Below are 21,038 nucleotides of genomic sequence, written 5' to 3' on the forward strand. Positions count from 1 at the left end.
ATGAGTAAGATTTGGTGACAAATAATTAAAATTCGTTAGACCCTATGAAAAATAAGCCGAATGATATCACTTTTAATCATAAAGTATAAACTCCGGTTTGATTCAGCATTTAATACAAAAATAGACGAAGAATTATATTTAGCTACAGACTATAAGCAATTTAAACAGGCAACTTTACAACTCAATGATGCAATTCAAAAAGACCCTTCCCTTACAAAAAAATTTACTGAGGATCAACTTCAGGAAATTGCTCGTGGAAGAACACCTAGCGGGTATACTTGGCACCACAATCAGGAAGATGGCGTGTTACAACTTGTTGATAGTAATGTACATGAAAAGACTGGACACACAGGTGGTAGAACTATTTGGGGTGGAGGCAGTGATAATAGATAAACATAGGAGGGATTAATTGCCAGATGAAGAAATAGAATGGTTATTTGTACGCAGACAAACTGAAGATAAGGAGATATTGGCAGTTGAAAATATACTAGGGATTAAGTTTCCTGATGACTATAAAGAATGTTTAAAAATGAATGCGGGTGGAAGTCCAGAACCAAATGTATTTGATTTTAATAAACGTAAAGAGGCGGTTTTCAATCGCCTCTTTACTTGTGATCCTAATAATAAATACTATTATATCCCAGATAAATATAATGCCATTAAAGATAGGCTAATAGACAACATCTACCCTATTGCAGATGATGTATTCGGAAATTGCATTTGCTTTGATTATAGAGAAGGAAAAAACAAAGCACCAAAAGTAGTTTTCTGGGATCATGAAGTTGCCTATGATTCACCTGAAGAAGCAATATCCTACATTTGCGATAGCTTTACCGAGCTACTGTTAAAGTTTTATTCGGGCGACTGACTGGAAGATATGTGTTATTATTGACTGAATTAATATGTTCAGTCAATCTTTTACTTTTTTTATATAACCTACACCTACGACAGTCAAAAACCGCTGCTGGACAGAATCTATTCCGCAGGCCTCCAGGACCTTAACTATGATTTCGATAACGTCGGCAATGTCCTGGAAATCATGGACAATATCCAGAGTTCCGTAAAAACCTACGGATACGACGACCTTGACAGGCTGGTCAGTGCAGATATGTCGGTCAACAGCGTCCCGACCTACCAGAGAGACTTCACCTACGACCAGTATGGCAGTATCAGGCAGGTGACTAATAACGGTGCCACAATTTCCTCTTATGGTTACTCTGCGACACCTTCCCATGCACCTGTTACCTATAACGGAGACACCCTCGACTATGATGCAAACGGAAACCTTGTCGATGATGAGGATTTCATCTACGTCTACAACGATGCCAACCAGTTAAGTGAAGTCCGTTACTCCGCTAACAATTCCCTTGTGGAAAAATACTGGTATGATGCAAACGGCCAGAGAATCAAGAAGCAGAACTCCGGTGGAGAATTCACCTATTACATCAACAAGTTCTACGAAATCGATAACGGTGCATCCACCAGCTACTTCTTCCGCGACGACGAGCGCGTAGCCAAACAAACATCAGAAAGCATGGAATGGTACCTCTCCGACCACATAGGCAGCACTTCCCTGATGGTTGACGAAAACGGGCTTGAGGTCGAACGCACCGATTATTTCCCCTACGGCCAGGTCCGGTCAGGCGGTCTTGAGAAATACGGGTTTACAGGGCAGGAGAACGATGCCGATACAGGGTTGATGTACTACGGTGCAAGGTATTATTCACCTGAGTACAGGGTTTTCGTTCAACCGGATACGATGCTTCCTGATCCGTATAATCCGCAGGCTCTGAATAGGTACTCTTATGCTCTGAATAACCCGGTGAAGTATACTGATCCAAGCGGGCATATTGTCGATACTGCTCTTGATGCTGCATTTATTCTGATGGATTTGAACGACATCAGGCAGGACCCATCTGACCTGTGGGCCTGGGGCGCACTTGGTGCAGATGGGGTATGCGCTGTCGTGCCATTTGCAACCGGTGGCGGACTTGGAGTAAAAGGAATTAAAGCTGCCAATGAGATAGATAATGCTGTTGATGCTGGAAGGGTTATTGAACACAGTGGTAGTCTTGTTACCAGATATGGAGATGATACAGGTGAAGCTCTTGCAAAAATGTCATCGGAAATTGAGTCGAAAGGTATAGTTGGAAAGAATGCACGGGTTACCGGAACGCTGAAACATACTGAGTTTGGGAAAACAGTAAGAGAATGGTCAAAAGAAAGAGGAGGAGAAGTATATGTTGAACAATCTATTGACATTTCTGGTAGACTCATTGAAGGGAGACCAAAGGGTTCATTGAGACCTGATGTAATGGAAATTGGAGATGACGGAATAGTTAGAATCTATGATTTGAAAACTGGTAATGCAAACATGAATAATAAATGGATGAGCAATGTCGAACAAAGGTTAAGTAGAAATCCAGATTACAAAGGAGTAGAATTTTATAGAGTCAAAAACAGCGAAACTATCCGGGTAAGATGAATGGGTGAAATGATCATGGCACAAGCATTTAACAAATTCGCAAAAAAGTATATCGGAGATATAATGGAGGAAGAAGGTTTTGTTCCATACAAAACCACTGATTTTATTCGATTGAAAGAGAATAACAGACTCCTCCAGTATATTGGTTTTCCAAGTGGAAAATATGGGGGATATAAAATTTTACATGTAGGACATCTTCCTCTTTTTATGCCACATAAAAGAGAGGATATTGCTTCGGAAATTGCAGGTGGAATGCACAATGATGCTCCTTATGGATGGAGTCCTTTGTCTTGGGACTTTCCTAAAGGAGATAAAGAAATGGCAGAGCAGTCTATGATAGGAATAAGGAGTGTGATTCTTAAACACTCTCTACCTTATTTAAATAAGTATTCGACTTTCAGTGATACCTTACAAATGCTTGAAAAAGACGACGTTGATGTTGTGCCACCCGGTTATCGCAGGCTTAGGGCACGAAAGTCAGAATACAAAGGTTATTTTGCACTTGGAGCGAAGGATTATATCAAAGCCGAGAAATATTTTAAGGAATACTACTCTTTATTTGGGCCTGATTATGTAAAAGATGAAATCTCAAAAACCCTCAAAGAAGAAATAGAAGAAATTGTAAAGACTATTCATGATCCTGAAGAAATTGAGAGAATATTAGAGAGAAATAGACAAAATACTATTAATATATTAAATTTAAGGAAATATATTGATATTGACTGAACAATAATTCAGTCATTTATTCCTCTTTTTTTGCCTAATACCCTGCTCCTAATTCTTATAATCCGCAGGCTTTGAACAGGTATTCTTATGCGTTGAATAATCCGGTGAAGTATACTGATCCGAGTGGGCATTATGTTGAGACTGCCATTGATTTAGCGTTCCTTGCAATGGACATTAACGATATCCGCACCGGAAAAGCTGATAAATGGACCTACATCGGTCTTGCTACTGATGTCGCATGTGCTGCTCTGCCGGGTGTGACAGGCGGAAGGCTTGGAGTTCAGGCTCTGGAGGAAGCGGTTACTCATGGCGATGAGCTTGCAGGCTTCTTTAATCGGATGGACAAGACGGTGGGTGTAGAGAAGAAAGTAGATAATGCTCTTCAATCCCACAGGCGATTCTATAATTCTGCTCCACAACGCTTACAGAATTTAGCATCGCTGTCATGCCCCTCATAACTGCAATTCTGGCACACCCTTCCTTTAAGGTACTTGCTTGCATAGGTAATTTCGGATGTGACAATGCCTGTCGGAACCGCTATGATGCTGTAACCTATTATCATGATAAATGAGGCCAGTGCCTGTCCGAGATTCGTTTCAGGGACAATGTCTCCGTATCCCACGGTTGTAAGGGTTATGATTGCCCAGTAGATGCTCCGGGGTATGCTGGTAAACCCGCTCTCTGCACCTTCAATGACGTACATCATTGAGCCCAGTATCACCACGAGATTCAAAACCGTAAACAGAAACAGGGTTATTTTTCGCCGGCTCGCATGCAAAGCTCTCATCAATAACTCAGCTTCGCCAAGATACTGGGCAAGTTTTAGCACCCTGAAAATCCTGAGTAACCGTAAACTCCGGATCACCAGCAGATACCGGCCGCCTGGCAGAAGCAGGCCGAGATATGTCGGGAGAATCGCCAGCAGGTCTATGATGCCAAAAAAACTTGTGGCGTATTTGAGGGGGCGACCAACGCAGATCAGGCGCAAAAGATACTCCACTGTAAATAGTATCGTGAAAATCCATTCCAGGAAATAGAACAAACCGCCATATAAAGCTGCGAGATTACTTACGCTATCAAGCATAACGACAATAATACTCAGCAGGATTGTAAGAATCAGGACTTCATCAAAAATCTTTCCGGCGGGAGTGTCGGCTTCAAATATTATTGTATATAACGTATTTCGCCAATTACTATCAGCCGGCCTATTTTGCGGGTTATTTTTCACTGAAGCAACCATTGTTAACATCCACGCAGCAAGAGTTTGATATGCAATCTAACTTTTCGAAAATTCAGTTATGATGCAACATCTTAAAAAGCAGTTACATCCCCCTATGTTTCACACTATAATAAGTATTTACTTACAGTGGGTTAATATTATACTTAAATAACAGTTGAATACATCAGGTTTTTGACCTGTTCTCATAATATTGGAACTTCCAAAATTATGATTGATGTGTTCTCTTTTCCTCTTTCCTTTTTCTTTTCCTCTTTCCTTTTCCTCTTTCCTTTTCCCTATCTTCTTTCCCTTTTCATTTGTTTCTCATGTTTTCGTTTTTGCGAAGTTTTTTCTATTCTGCCATGATTCTGTAAAGGGAAAGTTGCATTATAGGAAATTTACATAAGATAAAACATGTCTATAAATATAATGAAAGTGACATATATCCTGTACTTATAGAATATCTCAAGCAACCTGGGTTTCTGTGGTGATTTCCAATTTTGTTTGAAGAGGTGTTCTTATGAACAGCAACACAGCAGTTAGAAATCTTGGCATAGGACTGACAGTCACAGGCTTAATCTTGCTGGTGGGATATGCCCTTTATGATATTTTTACCACAGAATCCAGCCTGGTACTTAAAATATCTATTGGGGCAATTGCAGCAGGTATAGTGCTGATTTTACTGGTCCTGATAACGGAAAAAATAAGTGTCAAGGATAAGGAGATTGAAAGGAGATATTAGGTGAGAACATGATAATCGCAACCACAGATACAATAGCAGGAAAAGAAATCATACGTACCATTGGAATGGCCCGTGGCAGTACCATTCAGGCCAAGCATATTGGCAAGGATATTATGTCAGGTCTGCGCAGCGTCGTAGGGGGCGAACTGACAGAATACTCCGAGATGCTTGAAGAGGCAAGGGAGAAGGCGATCAACCGCATGGTTGAGGATGCCGAAAAGATGGGAGCCGATGCCGTGGTAAATGTCAGGTTCATGACCTCCATGGTAATGGCAGGAGCGGCCGAGATGCTTGCATACGGAACGGCTGTAAAGATAAGGGATAAGGAATAATCAAGGAATAATCAAGGAATAATCAAAGGAATAATCAAGGAATAATCAAAGGAATAATCAAAGGAATAATCAAAGGAATAATCAAAGGAATAATCATTGTTCCTCAGGGAATAAGTCTTCACTGCGCAGTTAACAAACAACCGGAGAAGGCTATTCCTGTTAATCAGGCTTTAGTTTATGAATATTTTCAATTCGGTGGCTGCTTTCCTTTTTTAGTAAACTATTCAATTAGATCTTTTTAATCCTGTGAGGTATATATAGTACCTTCAGGGCACCGAAAAAGTTACAAAAGGAGGAAAATCGTTTTTTACAGGGACTCTGCCCCACAGGAGCAGAGCCTCTGCTCTTTTTTCCGGCAGGAAAAAAGAAAAAAGAAAAAAAGATTTGTTTTTAAATCATTACAGTCGACATCAAGCGACGTGGATGTAAGTGTCCACAAGTCTCTTGATTTCTTCTGTCTTACCGTAGAGTTTCTCGCTCAGCTGGTAGTCATTGAAGGCTTCAAGGCCACCAATGATTCCATCGAGCATGCCCTCGGTAAAGACATCGTACTGCATGAAGATATCCTTCTGTTTCTTCAGGGCCTGGGCGGACTCGTAGCAGGAAGCAGGGAGGTGCTCAAGTTCGGCAAGCCTGTCCTTGTGCTCGTCCTTGAAGATGTTTACACTGATGTACAGTTTCTTGGAAAGTTCAAGGGCATTGTCCATCTGGAGACCGTGACGGGTACCGACACAGAGCCCTGCGAGGAGGAGATAGACGTCAGCAGAACCGTCAGCTGCACGGAACTCGTAGGTCTGCTTGCTGGAGTGGTCCTTGAGTTCTTCGCTGTAGTTCGGGTTTGCGATGGTGATCATCTTGCTTGCTTCCCCGGACCAGCCGAGAGGCACACGGATAAGGGCAGAGCGGTTCCTGTCTCCCCAGCAGATATTGGTTGGAGCTTCCTGGTGAGGTACAAGACGCAGGTAGGATGTCGGGATCCTGTTTCCGAAAGCAGTGATTGATCCGGCAATATCCAGGCAGCCAACGATTGCTTTCTTTGCGGCATCGGTGAGCTGTCCTCCGTTCTCGACGGTTGCGGTCTTGCCATCTTTCATGAGCTTCATGTGGATGTGTAGTCCACTGCCTGCCTTTCCGACGGTGATCTTCGGGGCATAGCTGACTGAAACACCATACTGGGCTGCAAGCATCCTGAGCACCCATTTTCCGATGATCAGGCGGTCAGCAGCATCCTCGAGGCTTGTGGTCTCGAACTCGATTTCGTTCTGCTCGTAGTAGTATTTTTCATCGGTAAAGTTTCCGACTTCAGAGTGTCCGTATTTGATTGATCCACCAGCTTCGGCGATTGCGAGCATGGCATCTTTCCTGAGCTGGTCGAACTTGGTGAAGGGGCCTGCTTCGTGGTAGCCTCTCTGGTCAACAGCCGGGAAGTCAGTATCAATCTGTTCTTTGTCGCTGATGATGTAATACTCGAGTTCAGCCATTGCATTTAACTCGTACCCGGTTTCATCCTTCAGAACAGCATGAGCCTTCTTCATGATGTTTTCAGCAGAGCTTGCAAGGGGATTTCCATCCTTGTCGAAGTAAGAACAGAGTAAATCAAGAGTCGGGATTTCCTCAAACGGGTTTACAAAAGCAGTTCGGTATTTCGGGACGACGTAAAGGTCGCTTGAATCGGCTTCTATGTATTTGAAAAGACTGGATCCATCCACTCTTTCTCCGGTAGAAAGCACGGCGTCAAGGTGTTCTTCATTTCTGATAACGAAGCTGAGGGCTTTGAGCCTGCCATCTCCACCAACATAGCGGAAGGTCAGCATCTTAATGCCGTTTTCTTTGATGAACTTTATGATGTCGTCTTTGGTGAATTCGTTTGCTGGCTTCTTAAGGTACTGTACCAAGCTGTTCGGATTCAGTTCTACAGATGATGTTTTCATTGTTATCCCTTCTTATTGATTGAAATATGTTTGATTGGAATATTCGAGTATTCAAAGCCTCATTTCAATAACAATATTGTTCAGGCTTAATGATTGCCGTATTAATCGTAATTTAGTAAATTTCTGCCTGACTAGGAAAGAGATAACTTACTGCGGTCTATATAAAGTTTTCTATTTTTTATTTTTTGGAGGAAATATAAACAGCGGATGATCATCCTGGGCTTGTTCTGCATAATTCTGTTTTTCGAATCGACGGACAGGAGAAAATAGGGTTTTTGCCCAATAAATATATTGGACGAATGTGATATAGGTATTTAATAAATATAACCATAACAAATTATAAGATTGGTGGGGACAGCCAGAGATTTCAATATGTTTTCTATGGCAGATTTTTGATTATTCCATAAGGGAGAATGGAGGAAAAGTATGGAAACTTATAATATTCCAGAGATTGCGAGGAATGTTTTTGGGGTCGGGTCAAAAGACTGGAACCGCAGGATGTTCGATTCTTTAATCCCTCTGCCAGAGGGTACCAGCTACAATTCTTATCTCGTAAAAGGCGAGAAGAAAACAGCCCTCATAGATACCGTGAATCCGGGTTTTGAAGAGGAACTAGAGGTAAAAATCAATATGGTCTCGGACCTGGAAAAACTTGATTACCTGATAATGAACCATGCCGAACCGGATCATGCCAATGCAATTCGATTTATCCTTGAAAAAGCTCCTGATGCCCTATTTGTCACAACTGAGAAAGGAGTAAAGATGGCCAGGCTCTACCATGAGCTGCCTGAAGCCCGGATCAAAATCGTTGCTGAAGGAGACAGTCTTGATCTGGGAGGAAAGACCCTTCGTTTCATAGAAGCACCCTGGCTCCACTGGCCTGAAACCATGTTCACATACCTGCCTGAAGACAAAATCCTTTTCCCATGCGACTTTTTTGGAGCCCATACAGCTCAGGGCATCTATGATGAAGATATAGAGGACCTCATTCCTTTTGCAAAACGCTACTACGGAGAAATCATGATGCCTTTCGGGAAAATGGGGGCCAGAGCTCTTGAAAAGATAAAGGACCTGGATATCGAAATTATTGCCCCCAGCCACGGGCCTGTTTACAAAAACCCGAAGAGAATTATGGATCCATATGCGAAATGGACTGCAGGAAAAACCGAGAATAAAGCCCTTATTGTTTATGTGAGCATGTGGGGCTCAACTAGAGAGATGATCCGGACAATTGCAGAAACCTTGCTAAAAGAAGGAGTGGATGTCAGGATGTATGATCTTGCAGTCTCGGATATAGGAGATGTTGCAAGAGAACTGGTTGATTCCCGTGCTCTTATCCTTGGAGCGCCGACAGTTCTTGGAGGCATGCACCCGATTGCCCTTTACGGCACGTCTCTGGTAAAAGCTCTCAACCCACCGGCAAAGTATGGGGTTGTACTCGGGTCCTTTGGCTGGGGTGGAGGGGCGCTGAAGCAGGCAGGAGAAATTCTGGCTCCTTTGAAAATGGAGATTGTAGGAACCCTTCAGGTGAAAGGCAAAGCTGGTGAAGAAGACTTAAAAAGAGTAGAGGAAATAGGCAGAGAACTGGCTCAAAAAATGAAAGCATGACTCCGTGAATTGCAGGAGGAAGAGTTCTGCCTGAAGAATCCTATCAGGAAGAACTCCAAGGCTCTTCCACGTCAACAAGATACGGTTAATCTGGCTAATTGGTTAATCTGGCTAATGGATTAATCTGGCTGAGAGGTAAATATGGCTAATGGATTAATCTGGCTGAGAATCCTTATGTAATTTTTTTCAGTAGCATGTGCAAATATCCGTAAAGGGAAACGCCTAAAATTGCTCCCCATAAAGGCATGAGGCTTTCGGCTCCTGCCCATCCTCTTAGAGCTGTCAACAAACCTGCACTCAGGAGAGCTGTCAGCTGAGCTGCCTGCATCCGAAGAGGATCTAAAGGAATTCCTGTCATGTCCCCTCCGGATTTTATTTTTCGGGAGCTAAGGACAATGGGAATAAAAAGGAGAGAAACTGTTAGCATGAATAAGCCTGATTGAATAGCCGGAAAAGTGCTTTCTATATTCAGAGAAGTGTTTTCTTGTCCTGCAGCCTTTAAGAAAGCAAGTACTGAAACTATAAAGGCCGCTCCTCCAAAGATACGGTTGTGACGATTGGGTGCAGGAAGGAAAGAGTCCAGTAAAAATGCAAGTGAAGTAAATAAACCAAAAATCCAGTTTCCTTGCAGCGAAATCCAGCCTGAAAGCAGAAGTACCGCAAGAGAATCGGAAGTTTTTGAAGGCATCCCGGTACTCCTGTTAACTATACGAATAAGCAGGAGTTCCAGGAAGAGACCAAGCAAAAAAGGAGACGGGAAAAATAGAAAGCCTGTGCAGCCCAAAAAAGCTGCAAAAAAAGCAGAGAGTTCGTTGTCCGGGTCCAGTTCCCTTCCAAATGCCCAGGCAAGAAATACCGCTGCTCCTGCCCTTAAGCCTGAGTACAAAGCTGCAGAAATATTTCTTCCCAGGAAAAGTTGAAAGCCTGAGATTCCAAAGAGGAAAAGCAGGGTAATTATTACAATTGCCCTGTTTGTGGGATAATCAAGGTCTATTGAGCGAGTAAGTGAACTTAGCCTTTCAACCTTCATTCTTACCTCTGCGAGCTGAACATGTTTCACTTTTGTGAAAATGTTTAACTTTTGTGTTTATTATCCGGAATTCATAAATAGAATTTCATCTGTGATATAATTATTGAAGTTAAACATAATTGGGGAAATTATGATTTATGGAAAATAAGGCTTTATATCAAAAATAATTTTCGAGAACATAGCGCATAGAATATAGTGCATAATAGATCTGTTTAGTAGGTCTGGTTATAGGCTTTTCCGGACCTGGTCTTTTCAGCTGGCCCGAGGTTCAATTTTCAAGATTACCTTCAGGTCCTGATTTCAAGTTTCAGATAAGGAGTTTTCTTACGAAAAAGGGGTTTTCTTATGGAAAGGGAATCTGAACTAAAAAGGGACCTGAGTTTACCGGAAATTACTCTGGTAGGAATTGGCAATATTCTTGGAGCCGGGATCTATGTGCTGATGGGAAAAGCTGCAGGACTTGCAGGCAATATGGTCTGGTTTTCCTTTCTGTTTGCAGGATTTACTGCTGCACTTTCCGCCCTTAGTTATATGGAGCTTTCTTCAATGTATCCCCGAGCAGGGGCGGAGTATGAGTTTGCAAAAAGAGCTTTTGGAGAACGTACGGGTCTATTTGTAGGGCTGCTAGTTATCTATTATGTAGCAATTACCGGCTCTGCGGTTGCTCTCGGCTTCGGAAGGTACTTCAGTAACCTTTTCGGGGGTGGAATTATAATAGCGGCAGTAAGCCTGTTTATTGTCCTCAGCCTTATCATGGTTTACGGCATCAAGGAATCTGTGCGGCTGGCTATTTTAATGACTCTTATAGAACTTACGGGACTTCTGATTATTATTTACGTGGGAATTCCTTATCTTGGTACTGTAAATTATTTTGAGGCTCCGGACCTCTCAGGAGTCTTTGAGGCTTCTGCCCTGATTATTTTTGCATTTCTGGGTTTTGAGGATATTGTGAGATTATCCCAGGAAACAATAGATGCAGAGAAAACAACTCCCAAAGCTTTGCTTATTGCCATCTTCGTCACTGTTTTCCTCTATATTTGTGTGGCAGTAGCTGCTGTAAGTGTGCTTGATTTTCGGGTTCTCGGAATTTCAGATATTCCGCTTGCTGATGTTGCGGCGGTCTCTCTTGGGAATAAGGCTTTTATCCTTCTTTCCTGGATCGCGCTTTTTTCCACAACGAACACCGTACTTGTGGTTATGCTTGGAGGGTCAAGGATTGTCTACGGCATGGCAGACGCAGGTTCGCTTCCGAAAATCTTCGCACGTGTACACCACTTCTTCAAGACTCCCTGGACTGCAATTTTCGGAATTACATGCTTTTCGAGTCTGTTCATCCTCCTCGGAGACATAACAACGGTAGCAAATATTGCGAATTTCATGATTTTTATTGTCTTTTTTATAGTCAATATTTCCCTTATAAAGCTCCGATATACCGATCCGGGAAGAAAACGCCCTTTTAGAGTGCCGTTCAGCATCGGCCGTTTGCCCCTGTTTCCGGCTCTTGGTGCTCTATCTGCTGTTTTTCTTTTTTCCCAGATCAGTAAAGAAGTCATGGTTTACGGGTTTTTCCTTGCAGGGATAAGCGTACTTATAGTGCTGCTTAAAACCAGAAAAGAGTCGGCTGAGATTCCGGCTGGCTGATTTTCTTTAATTCCAGTTATCTTATAGTAAATTTCACAAAGACATAAATATTATTTATACAGTTGATTCAAACAAAGGCATTTGAGCTAATTATAAAAAACCAAATTAGAAGATATTTATATAAATAATGGCTTAAAAAAGCTTTAATATTTATTTAATCACTCAAAAAGTGTTTTTTTTCTTTTTTATACGTTAAAATACCTTCTTCAGGTTTAAAAGGCGCCTGTATATTTCCGGAACATACAGGTGTTTCTGGAATGTTCAATAATTAGAAATGGGCTTTTAATGCTTTTAATAGTCAAAAAAAGCATATATATAGATTTAATTGCTTAAAAAAGATTAATTTGGCTTTTTTCCAAGATCTGACGATTTATAATGAATATTTTTCGATTTTAGTTAGTATTGGGTCTTGATATTCAACAAGAATTAGTTTTATATACATAAAATTCAATTTGATTCGTTTTATTTCAGGGATTATCTATATTATAAATTGTAAATTTCAAAACTGAAATAAATCCGGAGTATACTAAAAATTTATAAACAGAACTGCCTAAATAGAACTAAATAGTTTTTAAACGGATTTGTCACTCAGACCATAATAAAGTTTCAGTTCTGCTTACAAATAATTTCAGGTTAAAAAAGGGAGTAGATATGAGAAAAGAGCCTTATGAGTTCCCGCTGGAGGATTTCATTCCAAGAGAAGACTTTAACAAAATTAAAAAGTTCTCCCGGGATAAAGAAACACCATTTCTGATCATTGATCTTCAGAGAATAGAGCGAAGTTATGACGATCTTGTAGAGCACATGCCTTTTGCAAAAATTCACTATGCTGTAAAGGCCAATCCTATGGATAAGGTAGTGCTCGCTCTGAAGAACAAAGGTTCCAACTTTGATGTTGCAACTGTTTACGAACTTGATCAGTTGCTAAGGCTCGGGGTAGAGCCCGAGAGGATAAGTTATGGAAACACGATCAAAAAAGAAAAGGACATAGGTTATGCCTATGAGAAAGGAGTAAGGCTCTTTGTTACTGATTCAGAAAGTGATTTGAAAAAGTTAGCCCGAAAAGCTCCCGGCTCAAGGGTTTTTTTCAGGATCCTTACAGAAAGTGATGGTGCAGACTGGCCACTTTCGAGAAAATTCGGCTCCCATCCGGACCTGATATACAAACTGATTCTGAAAGCCGAAAAGCTCGGGCTTGAACCTTATGGGCTTTCATTCCATGTTGGTTCCCAGCAAAGGGATATCGGGCAGTGGGACAATGCAATCTCCAAGTGCAAATACCTTTTTGAAGCAGTGGCCGAAAAAGGAATTCAGCTGAAAATGATTAACCTCGGTGGAGGCTTCCCCGCAAAATATCAGGCTCAGGCCCACGACCTTGAGACTTATGCCAGTGAAATCCGCCGCTTTTTGCATGACGACTTCGGAGAAGAGCTTCCCGAAATCATTATCGAGCCAGGGCGTTCTCTGGTTGCCGATGCTGGTATAATCGTAAGTGAAGTCGTTATGATCTCCCTGAAAGCCAGGTTCAACCAGTACAAGTGGGTTTATCTTGATATCGGAAAGTTCGGCGGCCTTATTGAGACCCTTGACGAATGCATCAAATACCCCATTTTCTGTGATAAAAAAGGATGTGCAGAAGAGGTCATCCTTGCAGGCCCCACCTGCGACAGCATGGACATCCTCTATGAGCACCATAAGTATTCATTCCCTCATACTATGAGAGAAGGTAACCGTGTATATATCTTCACTACCGGAGCTTACACCCAGAGTTACTGTTCCGTGAATTTTAACGGCTTTCCACCTCTCAAAGCCTACATTATTTAAAGGGCAGATGCCCTTACTATTTTTTGTTTTTCGACTGACCGCCAGATAAGTTAGCGGAGGCGCTTATATTTACCTGTGGGTTAAGATGTGGTTCAGGAGTCAAAAAATAGGTACTCAGGTCACCTGGGGACGTTTCCGGCATTAAGTTTCTTAAAATAGCATAAAGGAAGTGGGAAACTGATATTATGTGGAATAACAGATTGCTGGATTGATGTTTTATCAAACAAACTACAATCTGGTTATCAGATGACGTAAGTGCTGTAAATGATATTTATAAAAATACTTTTTTATTATATTTATGCTAAAATATTCAACGCCGTTGAAAGTTTAATCGCAAAGAAAATATATGGCCAATTTGAAAATTTGAATCAAAAAAGGTTTTTCGGGTCGGTGATGATATATATTACCGCATCGTTATAAAAGATAGTAGATTGAGAGTAATAGGGTTTCCTCTCAATCCAGGGTTGGATCGCAGGTAGGGATCTCGAGAATAGGGACTCGAACCCTACCATCTACTTCTAAACAAATAATTAATTTTAAACAAAATTCTCAAAAGACCTTTACTTCCTAATTAATTTTCAGTAAGACTTGCTCTTTTTTATAATGTATTTATTTTAAATAAACCTTATGACCGTTCCTAAATGTCTAAATTTATTATATATTGTGCTCATCAGGTATGCGCAATAACACATATGCGTGGTCTTTTGCCAGGTTTTAAAATTGCCTTTTCTTGTTGAAACAATAAGTCCAGAACTCTTGCGAGAAAAAGACCGCAAAATAGTGAGTTTGCCCGAAAGAAGGAAAAGGTAGGTAGTTCCGGGCAAAGAAAATAAAGATTCGGTAAAGGTTTTTTTAGTTAAAAGATCATTGAATTTTTTGAAATTTTATCTCCTGCATATTTCCTTTTCCATATGCTCTGTTTATTATTCTACTTTAACGGTTTCTACTTTAACAGTAGTGTTGTTATGCATTGTATCCCTCAGCCAGGTTGACATTTACATATACTACGGCTTCATTAGTGTGCCTGTAGGCATAGTCATCCGTAATTTCGGGCAGCCGGTCTGCTTCAGCCTGAGAGGTTACTACAGTACCTGCAGAGATGTATCTGCCGTCAGGGATAGTTACACCAATTGCTGCTGATGTCGGTTCAAGCACACAGTTGTTTCCTACCTTAGCCTTGAAAACGAAGGCCTGCATGCCAATGAATGTGTCGTTTCCAACATAGGCAGGGCCGTGGATCTGGGACTGGTGGGCAAGAGAAACCCTTTTTCCAACGTAAACTGCGTATTTTTTACCGTCAACCTCAACCAGATTATTTTCCACAGGCTCGCCTTCCTCATCAATCGTCTCAAGGGCATGGAGCACAACTCCGTCCTGGATATTGGTCTCGTCTCCTACAAAAATCGGCATGCCTTCATCGCTCCGGACTGAAGCCATCGGGGAAACCATTACACTGGCGCCTATTGTTACATCACCTATTACTGCTGCCTGGGGGTGGATGTAGGCAGTTGGGTCAATAATCGGTTCGGTTGGTTCGGGATTCCAGGGAGTCACAGGATTTGCCTGGATGTTCGAAACCTCGCTCTCAACCTCTGCTTCCACACTTTCGCCTTCTTCTATTTCTCCGCCCTGCGAGACACACCCGCTTCCCGCGAGGGTGAGTGCCAGGGATAGAAGAAGGGCCATAAAGATCCTGTTAAGTTTCATAGAAGTCCTCCAATAACAGCGTGAAGAGTGTAAATTATTTAGGCATTTCTATTTTTATTTAAAAAAAGTTAAAAAAATAAAAGTAAAAATATTTTACTATGGAAACCGGATGTGCAAACATTTTCAATATAACTTATCAGTAAGCTCAATTTATCAGGGTCTTTATCAAATCCAAAAAGCCTTATATTTAAAAGATATAGGGGATGTTATGGAGGCTGTGCTTCAAGTTCCCTGGAAATTAATAGTTTCCGACCTGCCTGTATTTTCGGTGCTCGCAGTCTGGAATTTGTTTGTTCTCCTTGTTCTCTCAAAAAAAGTGTACGAATCTTCTCTGAAAAAGGGAAGGTCAATCAATTCTTCAATATACTTCTCCAGAAAAGCAATCCATTTTTTAGCAGGCGGGTTGACGGCAATGCTGCTCCCCTTTGTTGCTCACGAACCTATCCTGCCGGCAGTGATGGCTTTAGGGCTTGCTCTTGCGACATATGTGCCACATAAACTTAACAGGCGGATGTACTGGTTCCAGGACCCGGAAAACATTTATGATGTGGATTTCACATTGAGCTGGGGATTGATAGTGTTTTTTACCTGGTATATTGACAGGACTTTCTGGCTTGGAGTGATTCCGGTGCTTTTCATGGCATACGGAGACGGGATTACTGGAATAATAAGGAACCTGAAATATAATAAAAGAACAAAAGCCTGGGAAGGGACTGCAGGTATGCTCGTGCTGTGCATAATTATCGGCGCAAAAATGGGGGCGGCAGGAGTTCTTGCAGGAATAGTATGCTCATTCGTAGAAAGAATAGAAAATATGGACGACAATATCACAGTACCTGCAGTTAGCTTATTTATTCTACTCGGAGCTTACTATTATTTTCCTTCATTCACCATTTCTCTCTATTGATGTTTTCAGTATCCTTTACTGAAAGAATCTCCCAAAGAATTGTTCCTTATTATCTTTCAATATTATCTTTCAATATTATCTTTCCTTTCTTGAAAGCCTGACTTGAAAGCCTTTATGTTTTTAAATTATTCAGAATCAACAATCTAAAAGTTCTTATATCTTTGAGTGTAATATATTAAAAAATAGACTGTGTTAGGGGATAAGCTATATAAAATATTAATAGGGGAATTTGCAGATTTTCATGCTCTAAATTAAATGATCACATAATAGAACTTCAACTTACTGAAGCACTAACTTTCTAATAATAACATTGTACAAATAATTATTTTTTAAAGGCTTACAATATATATTAAAAATAGCCTGAAATTTTTCAAGATTTATAGATGGGTCTTTACATTTATTGGGGATGGAAAGAAATGAATGAGAATACAAAGAGTTTGAAAAAGAAGGTAGAACGCTCTGTTTTCGCGGGGAACAGGGCAGCTGCTGCAAAAGATCTGGGGGAAACCGGAGACCCTGATGCGGTTCCCATTCTACTTAAAGCACTTGAAGACTCCAGCCCGAAGGTAAAAACTGCTGCTGCAGAAGCTCTGGGAACAATTAATGACCCTGAAGCGGTACCGGAGCTGACAAAAATGCTTGCCGACCCTGAAAGTTCTGTAAAAAAGACTGCAATAATTGCTCTCGGAAAAATAGGCACTCCAGAGGCAGTTTCCGGAATTGTTAAAGGGTTCAGTGATTCGGATAAGTTCGTACAGAAAGAATCGGTAAAAGCTCTGATGAGAATTGGGTCTCCAGAAGCTGTTTCAGGGCTTACGAAAACTTTTGGTTGTTCAGATAGCCCCCTGAAAAAAATCTCAATAATGGCCCTTGGGAAAATAAATACTTATGAAGCAGCCTGCGGGCTTATAAAAGCGCTTGAAGACCCGGATAACAGGGTAAGGCAGCAAGCTGTAGAAACCCTTGGAAAAAGAGGCAATCCGGATGTCCTTACAAATCTAATGGAAACACTGAAGGATTCAAGACAACCAGTACAGGAGGCGGCATCAGAAGCCCTCCGCAAAATAATAGGTGCATCAGAATCAGTACCCGTTCTTGTAAAGGCACTGGATTCTTCTGACAGAAACGTAAGAAAGGCTTCAATAGAAGCTCTCTGGAAAGTAGGCACACCTGAAGCCGTTTCCGCCCTTTTGAGGGAGATTGATGATTCAGATTGGTATCTGAGAAGCCGGGCTGCGGATGCCCTTGTGGATATCGCTTCCCCTGAAGCCGCTCTGGGCCTTGTAAAAGCCCTTGATATCTACGATGGTCCTGTAAGGAAAATAATAGTAAGTGCCCTTGGGAAAATCGGGACGATTGAAACCGTTAAAGGTCTGGTTAAGGCCCTTGATGACACTGACAATTCGGTCCGGGAGGCTGCAGCTCTGGGACTTGGAAAGACAGGAAAAACAGAAGCTATTCCAGGGCTTTTGAAAGCTCTCCATGATACAAAAAGTACTGTGCAGGAGGCGGCGGCAGTATCACTTGGAGACCTGAAGGCAAAAGAAGCTGTTCCTGAACTGATAAAAATCCTTGAAGACCCTGAGGCTTTGATACATAAAGCGGTAATCTCTGCACTCGAAAAAATAGGCACGCCTGAAGCAATTTCAGGTCTTGCAAGAGCACTTGAGAATCCTGACACTGCCGTAAGAAAAGCTGCATCAAAAGCTCTCGAAAATGTTGAGAAATCCGGCATTGCACTGGAAAAGGTAAAAAGCATCGGAAATTCAAGCTTCGAGGTTTCGGAATAAGGCACCTGAAAAGGTTACAATATGGAAATATTTTTCAGGTTAAAGATTTTAATCAAAGTTGCGCTGGCGCACCCCGCAGCAAGCTAGCGGGGTATTCGACGGAAAATAAACATAAAAATTTGAAAATTCTCATAGATCTCGCCTATCCCTCTTTTAATTAATTACATAATCTGAAATAGCCGCAAACCTATAAGCAATTTAGCCGGAAAATAAGTCAAAACTATGAAATAATAAATATAAGTGTCAGAGGGATTTAGAGCTTACAAATCAGCTTTTCCCCTTTTTAGGGGAATCGAAAAACCAAAGGTACTCCCTTTTCCGACCTCACTTTCAAACCAGACACTGCCGCCGTGGAGCTGCACAATTTCTTTTATAAGGGCAAGACCAAGTCCGGTTCCCTGATATTTTTTAGATGAGGAAGAGTCTATCTGGCTGAAAGGCTTGAAGAGCTTGTCGTGGTCAGCTGCCGCAATACCTATTCCGTCATCAGCTACGGCTATCTGTATAAAGTCGTTGCTTTGTGTTGCTTTAACTCTTACACACCCGTTTTCATTTGAAAATTTGACTGCATTTGTCATCAGGTTACTGAGAACCTGCATGATTCTCTCCTTGTCTGCAGAAATTCTGGGCAGGCTATTTTCAAGCTCAAATTCTATTTTTATTCCTTTGCTGGCGGCAAATGGAAATAGCATATCCCGAACTTCAGCAAGTGCTTCAGCCAGCCAGAAAGTACTGTAATGCAGTTCAAAGCTCCCGGCTTCTACTTTTGAAAGGTCAAGGATCTCATTAATCAGGTTTAGCAGGTTTTTTCCGCTACATGAGACATTTCCGACAGCCTTGAGCTGTCTTGCATTAAGGTTCCCGTAAACCTTTTCATATAAAAGGTCGGAGAAGCCTATTATTGAATTAAGCGGGGTCCTCAGTTCGTGGCTCATGTTTGCAAGGAACTCGCTCTTGGTATGGTTTGCGACTTCAGCATCCTGTTTTGCACGGAAGAGTTCAATTTCATATTTCTTCCGTTCCGTAATTTCCACCCCGGTTTCAAGAATTGCAATGGTATCTCCGGTTTCGTCACATACGAGTTTTGACCTGAGAAGCCAGGTCTTTCCCTCATAAGAGGTAAACTCCTGATCCGTCCAGCCGGGAGCCTGGGGATATCGGGATTTCGGGATAATGTCCTTATCCGCAGCCTGAGGGCTATCAGAGGTCAATTCTTTAGCCTCAACCATTAGCAGATCCTTGTTTTTGAGGGCAGCCTGGTTTGCCCAGCGAATATTGAAGTTCGGATCTCTGAGCACCACTATTTCTTCAAGGGAATCGAGAATAAACTTTTTTTCATACTCCCTGGACTTAAGCTCCTGCTCAGCAAGTCTGATGCTGGAAAGCATTTCATTGATACCTTTTGAAAGCCTGTGGATCTCATCTTCACCTTCCATTTCCAGCCGCTTTGAGGTGTCTTTTTCTCTTTTTACTTTGTCAAGAAAACTGTCAATAGCAATTAGCCTTGATACAAGGAGACGATCCAGGCTGAACCTGGTCGCAGTTCCCATAAATATCCCGCTGAGCAGCAGGAAACCGTAAATATAATTCAGAGTCTTTTTACCCTGTGCATAGAGTTCACGGGGATAATCAGCTCTCATGATGGCTGCAGGCTCCCCGGTAGTATCTCTTAGTATGAAATACCCGGCTACCCTCTCATCTCCAAGAATATTAACAGCACTTCCCCCTCCACTGACAGCCTCATCAAATGCATCCTGAAAGTCCGGGGGCATTTCCTCATTTAAAGTATAGAGAGATAGGGAAGACTGGGTACGCTCTTCAAGAGAGGCAATGTAAGAGCTGTCAATATATTTTCCGAGAATTAGAGTTCCCGCAGAAGGACCTTCTTCGAAACCTGCCTGAATGGGGCGGCCAACGATAAGCATCGGTCCCTCTTCAAGAAGTATGACTCCCTGCATATAATCCCTATTTTCCCGAAGCATAAGGAGCCCACTGTCAATCCTCTCCAGAAGCCCTGTCGGAATCGGAACATTTGTCCCGTTTACCAGATCTACAGACATTGAATAGACCACGACCCCGGATTTATTTACAAAAAGCATAACATTGAGGTCCAGATCGTAAAGGGTATTTTCGTCCAAGTTCGACTCTATGTATTCAGGGCTTAAGGTATTTACGAATTTATATGTATCGTTCCAGTAAGCCCAATCCCTTGCGGTTCTGTCGATAGACAAAGCTTCCCAGGCAATTGCCTGTTCGATTTTATCCGTATTCTTGATAGTATCCTGAGCTTCAAGATTAGAGAAACTCGATAAAAGGATGGTATGAGATGCAGCTATTAAAAGTACAGTTAACAAAGCAAACATTGTGAATGTAACTATAAACAGTTTTTTACTGACATTCATACACATCACCGACAGCTGCAGGAAGCAAAATCACATACCTGCAACTGGGTAGCATAAAGCTTTGTCCATGACAAAAGTTAAAGTGCAGATATCTAATATATATATATATATCAGATAGAATTATATATAAATGTTGCGAAGTGAAACAGAAATTTCTGTATAATTCAGGTAGATACTCAAGCCCATTACAGTTATTAGCATCATTTTTATGTTTCAAGAAGAAAAAGAAAAAGAAAAAGAAGTGTGTTTAGACCTGGATCTTATGGATAAATATCCATACATTTAAACAAAATTATGAATTAAGTAAAACTCTCCGCCCTGACTGCATGATTTCCTGATAATAGATAAAGGTCAATATTAAGCCATTATATTTTGAGATAAAATTAGGATGCAGGGCAGGGTCCTTAAACTCATATTTTTTCGAGCATTTGCCAAAGCTGTAAACTGCATACCTATACGTGTAAAGTAAGATAAAACAAAAGAAATAAACTGCTTTGAAGCTATCCACAATAATTTATTGAGTGTCCTCCTGCCCACAGCCACAGGTATCCTGTATATACCATTTTTGCGACTTGCAGCTTAAACCATAAAAAATTTATAGGGTCCTCTTAAACTCACTCTTTAACTGGAACTTATTTTCCATTTTTTCTGCCAATTAAGCCAGAGAATAGTTTCCCCAAAAAAAGTACATCTT

General features: G+C 41.4%; 17 protein-coding genes. 12 read left to right on the plus strand and 5 right to left on the minus strand.

The genetic code is table 11. The features are described from left to right. Positions 1-60: 60 nt before the first annotated feature. The 5 genes from EO93_RS08500 to EO93_RS08520 all read left to right on the plus strand — a co-directional run bounded on the left by EO93_RS08500 (position 61) and on the right by EO93_RS08520 (position 3,669). Positions 61-393, plus strand: a complete 333-nt coding sequence (locus tag EO93_RS08500; protein WP_052735413.1) for an HNH endonuclease — start codon at positions 61-63, stop codon at positions 391-393. A gap of 16 nt (positions 394-409) precedes the next feature. Next, entirely contained in the window at positions 410-868 is a 459-nt protein-coding gene (locus EO93_RS08505; RefSeq protein WP_200898098.1) for an SMI1/KNR4 family protein, read from the plus strand. Positions 869-1,039: 171 nt separating this feature from the next. Next, positions 1,040-2,485, plus strand: a complete 1,446-nt coding sequence (locus EO93_RS08510) for an RHS repeat domain-containing protein (RefSeq protein WP_048162021.1) — start codon at positions 1,040-1,042, stop codon at positions 2,483-2,485. Next, positions 2,486-3,211: a hypothetical protein gene (locus EO93_RS08515; protein ID WP_048162024.1), complete on the plus strand. Its 726-nt coding sequence runs from the start codon at positions 2,486-2,488 to the stop codon at positions 3,209-3,211. Positions 3,212-3,315: 104 nt separating this feature from the next. Then, positions 3,316-3,669, plus strand: a complete 354-nt coding sequence (locus EO93_RS08520) for a hypothetical protein (protein WP_162198693.1) — start codon at positions 3,316-3,318, stop codon at positions 3,667-3,669. On the opposite strand, the gene EO93_RS08525 is transcribed toward EO93_RS08520, so the two are convergent. Then, complete coding sequence (locus tag EO93_RS08525) at positions 3,612-4,451, minus strand: ion transporter (RefSeq protein WP_048162029.1); 840 nt, start codon at positions 4,449-4,451, stop codon at positions 3,612-3,614. The two genes, EO93_RS08520 and EO93_RS08525, sit on opposite strands and share 58 nt — an antisense overlap. A 499-nt stretch (positions 4,452-4,950) precedes the next feature. Between EO93_RS08525 and EO93_RS08530 the strand changes: the two genes are divergently transcribed. Both EO93_RS08530 and EO93_RS08535 read left to right on the plus strand, forming a co-directional pair. After that, the gene (locus tag EO93_RS08530; RefSeq protein ID WP_048162031.1) at positions 4,951-5,172 is read left to right on the plus strand and encodes a hypothetical protein; all 222 of its coding nucleotides are present in this window, start codon (positions 4,951-4,953) and stop codon (positions 5,170-5,172) included. Between the two features lie 8 nt (positions 5,173-5,180). After that, positions 5,181-5,504: a YbjQ family protein gene (locus EO93_RS08535; protein ID WP_048139380.1), complete on the plus strand. Its 324-nt coding sequence runs from the start codon at positions 5,181-5,183 to the stop codon at positions 5,502-5,504. A gap of 410 nt (positions 5,505-5,914) precedes the next feature. On the opposite strand, the gene EO93_RS08540 is transcribed toward EO93_RS08535, so the two are convergent. Further along, positions 5,915-7,435: a glutamine synthetase family protein gene (locus EO93_RS08540; protein WP_048133463.1), complete on the minus strand. Its 1,521-nt coding sequence runs from the start codon at positions 7,433-7,435 to the stop codon at positions 5,915-5,917. Between the two features lie 426 nt (positions 7,436-7,861). On the opposite strand from EO93_RS08540, the gene EO93_RS08545 reads away from it, so the two are divergent. Beyond that, on the plus strand, positions 7,862-9,043 hold the full coding sequence (locus EO93_RS08545; protein ID WP_048162033.1) for an FprA family A-type flavoprotein: 1,182 nt from the start codon (positions 7,862-7,864) through the stop codon (positions 9,041-9,043). 172 nt (positions 9,044-9,215) lie between these two features. On the opposite strand, the gene EO93_RS08550 is transcribed toward EO93_RS08545, so the two are convergent. Further along, a complete protein-coding gene (locus tag EO93_RS08550; protein WP_200898099.1) occupies positions 9,216-10,103 on the minus strand; it encodes a hypothetical protein in 888 nt (295 codons plus the stop codon). A 315-nt stretch (positions 10,104-10,418) separates the two neighbouring features. Here EO93_RS08550 and EO93_RS08555 point away from each other — a divergent pair, with 315 nt between their 5' ends. Both EO93_RS08555 and EO93_RS08560 read left to right on the plus strand, forming a co-directional pair. Continuing rightward, complete coding sequence (locus EO93_RS08555) at positions 10,419-11,714, plus strand: APC family permease (protein ID WP_048162037.1); 1,296 nt, start codon at positions 10,419-10,421, stop codon at positions 11,712-11,714. Positions 11,715-12,365: 651 nt separating this feature from the next. Next, positions 12,366-13,538 carry a type III PLP-dependent enzyme gene (locus EO93_RS08560; RefSeq protein ID WP_048133467.1) on the plus strand — a complete coding sequence of 391 codons (1,173 nt, stop codon included), beginning with the start codon at positions 12,366-12,368 and terminating at the stop codon, positions 13,536-13,538. A 963-nt stretch (positions 13,539-14,501) separates the two neighbouring features. Here EO93_RS08560 and EO93_RS08565 read toward each other — a convergent pair. Continuing rightward, a complete protein-coding gene (locus EO93_RS08565; RefSeq protein ID WP_048162039.1) occupies positions 14,502-15,245 on the minus strand; it encodes a carbonic anhydrase in 744 nt (247 codons plus the stop codon). Positions 15,246-15,453: 208 nt separating this feature from the next. Between EO93_RS08565 and EO93_RS08570 the strand changes: the two genes are divergently transcribed. Both EO93_RS08570 and EO93_RS08575 read left to right on the plus strand, forming a co-directional pair. After that, positions 15,454-16,152 carry a hypothetical protein gene (locus EO93_RS08570; RefSeq protein WP_048133469.1) on the plus strand — a complete coding sequence of 233 codons (699 nt, stop codon included), beginning with the start codon at positions 15,454-15,456 and terminating at the stop codon, positions 16,150-16,152. Between the two features lie 416 nt (positions 16,153-16,568). Continuing rightward, entirely contained in the window at positions 16,569-17,942 is a 1,374-nt protein-coding gene (locus EO93_RS08575) for a HEAT repeat domain-containing protein (protein ID WP_048162041.1), read from the plus strand. 260 nt (positions 17,943-18,202) lie between these two features. Here EO93_RS08575 and EO93_RS08580 read toward each other — a convergent pair whose 3' ends face one another. After that, a complete protein-coding gene (locus EO93_RS08580) occupies positions 18,203-20,305 on the minus strand; it encodes a CHASE4 domain-containing protein (RefSeq protein ID WP_235284157.1) in 2,103 nt (700 codons plus the stop codon). Between the last annotated feature and the right edge of the window lie 733 nt (positions 20,306-21,038).

The organism is Methanosarcina sp. 1.H.A.2.2, from assembly GCF_000979975.1.
In the GTDB taxonomy this organism is placed as follows: Archaea; Halobacteriota; Methanosarcinia; order Methanosarcinales; family Methanosarcinaceae; genus Methanosarcina.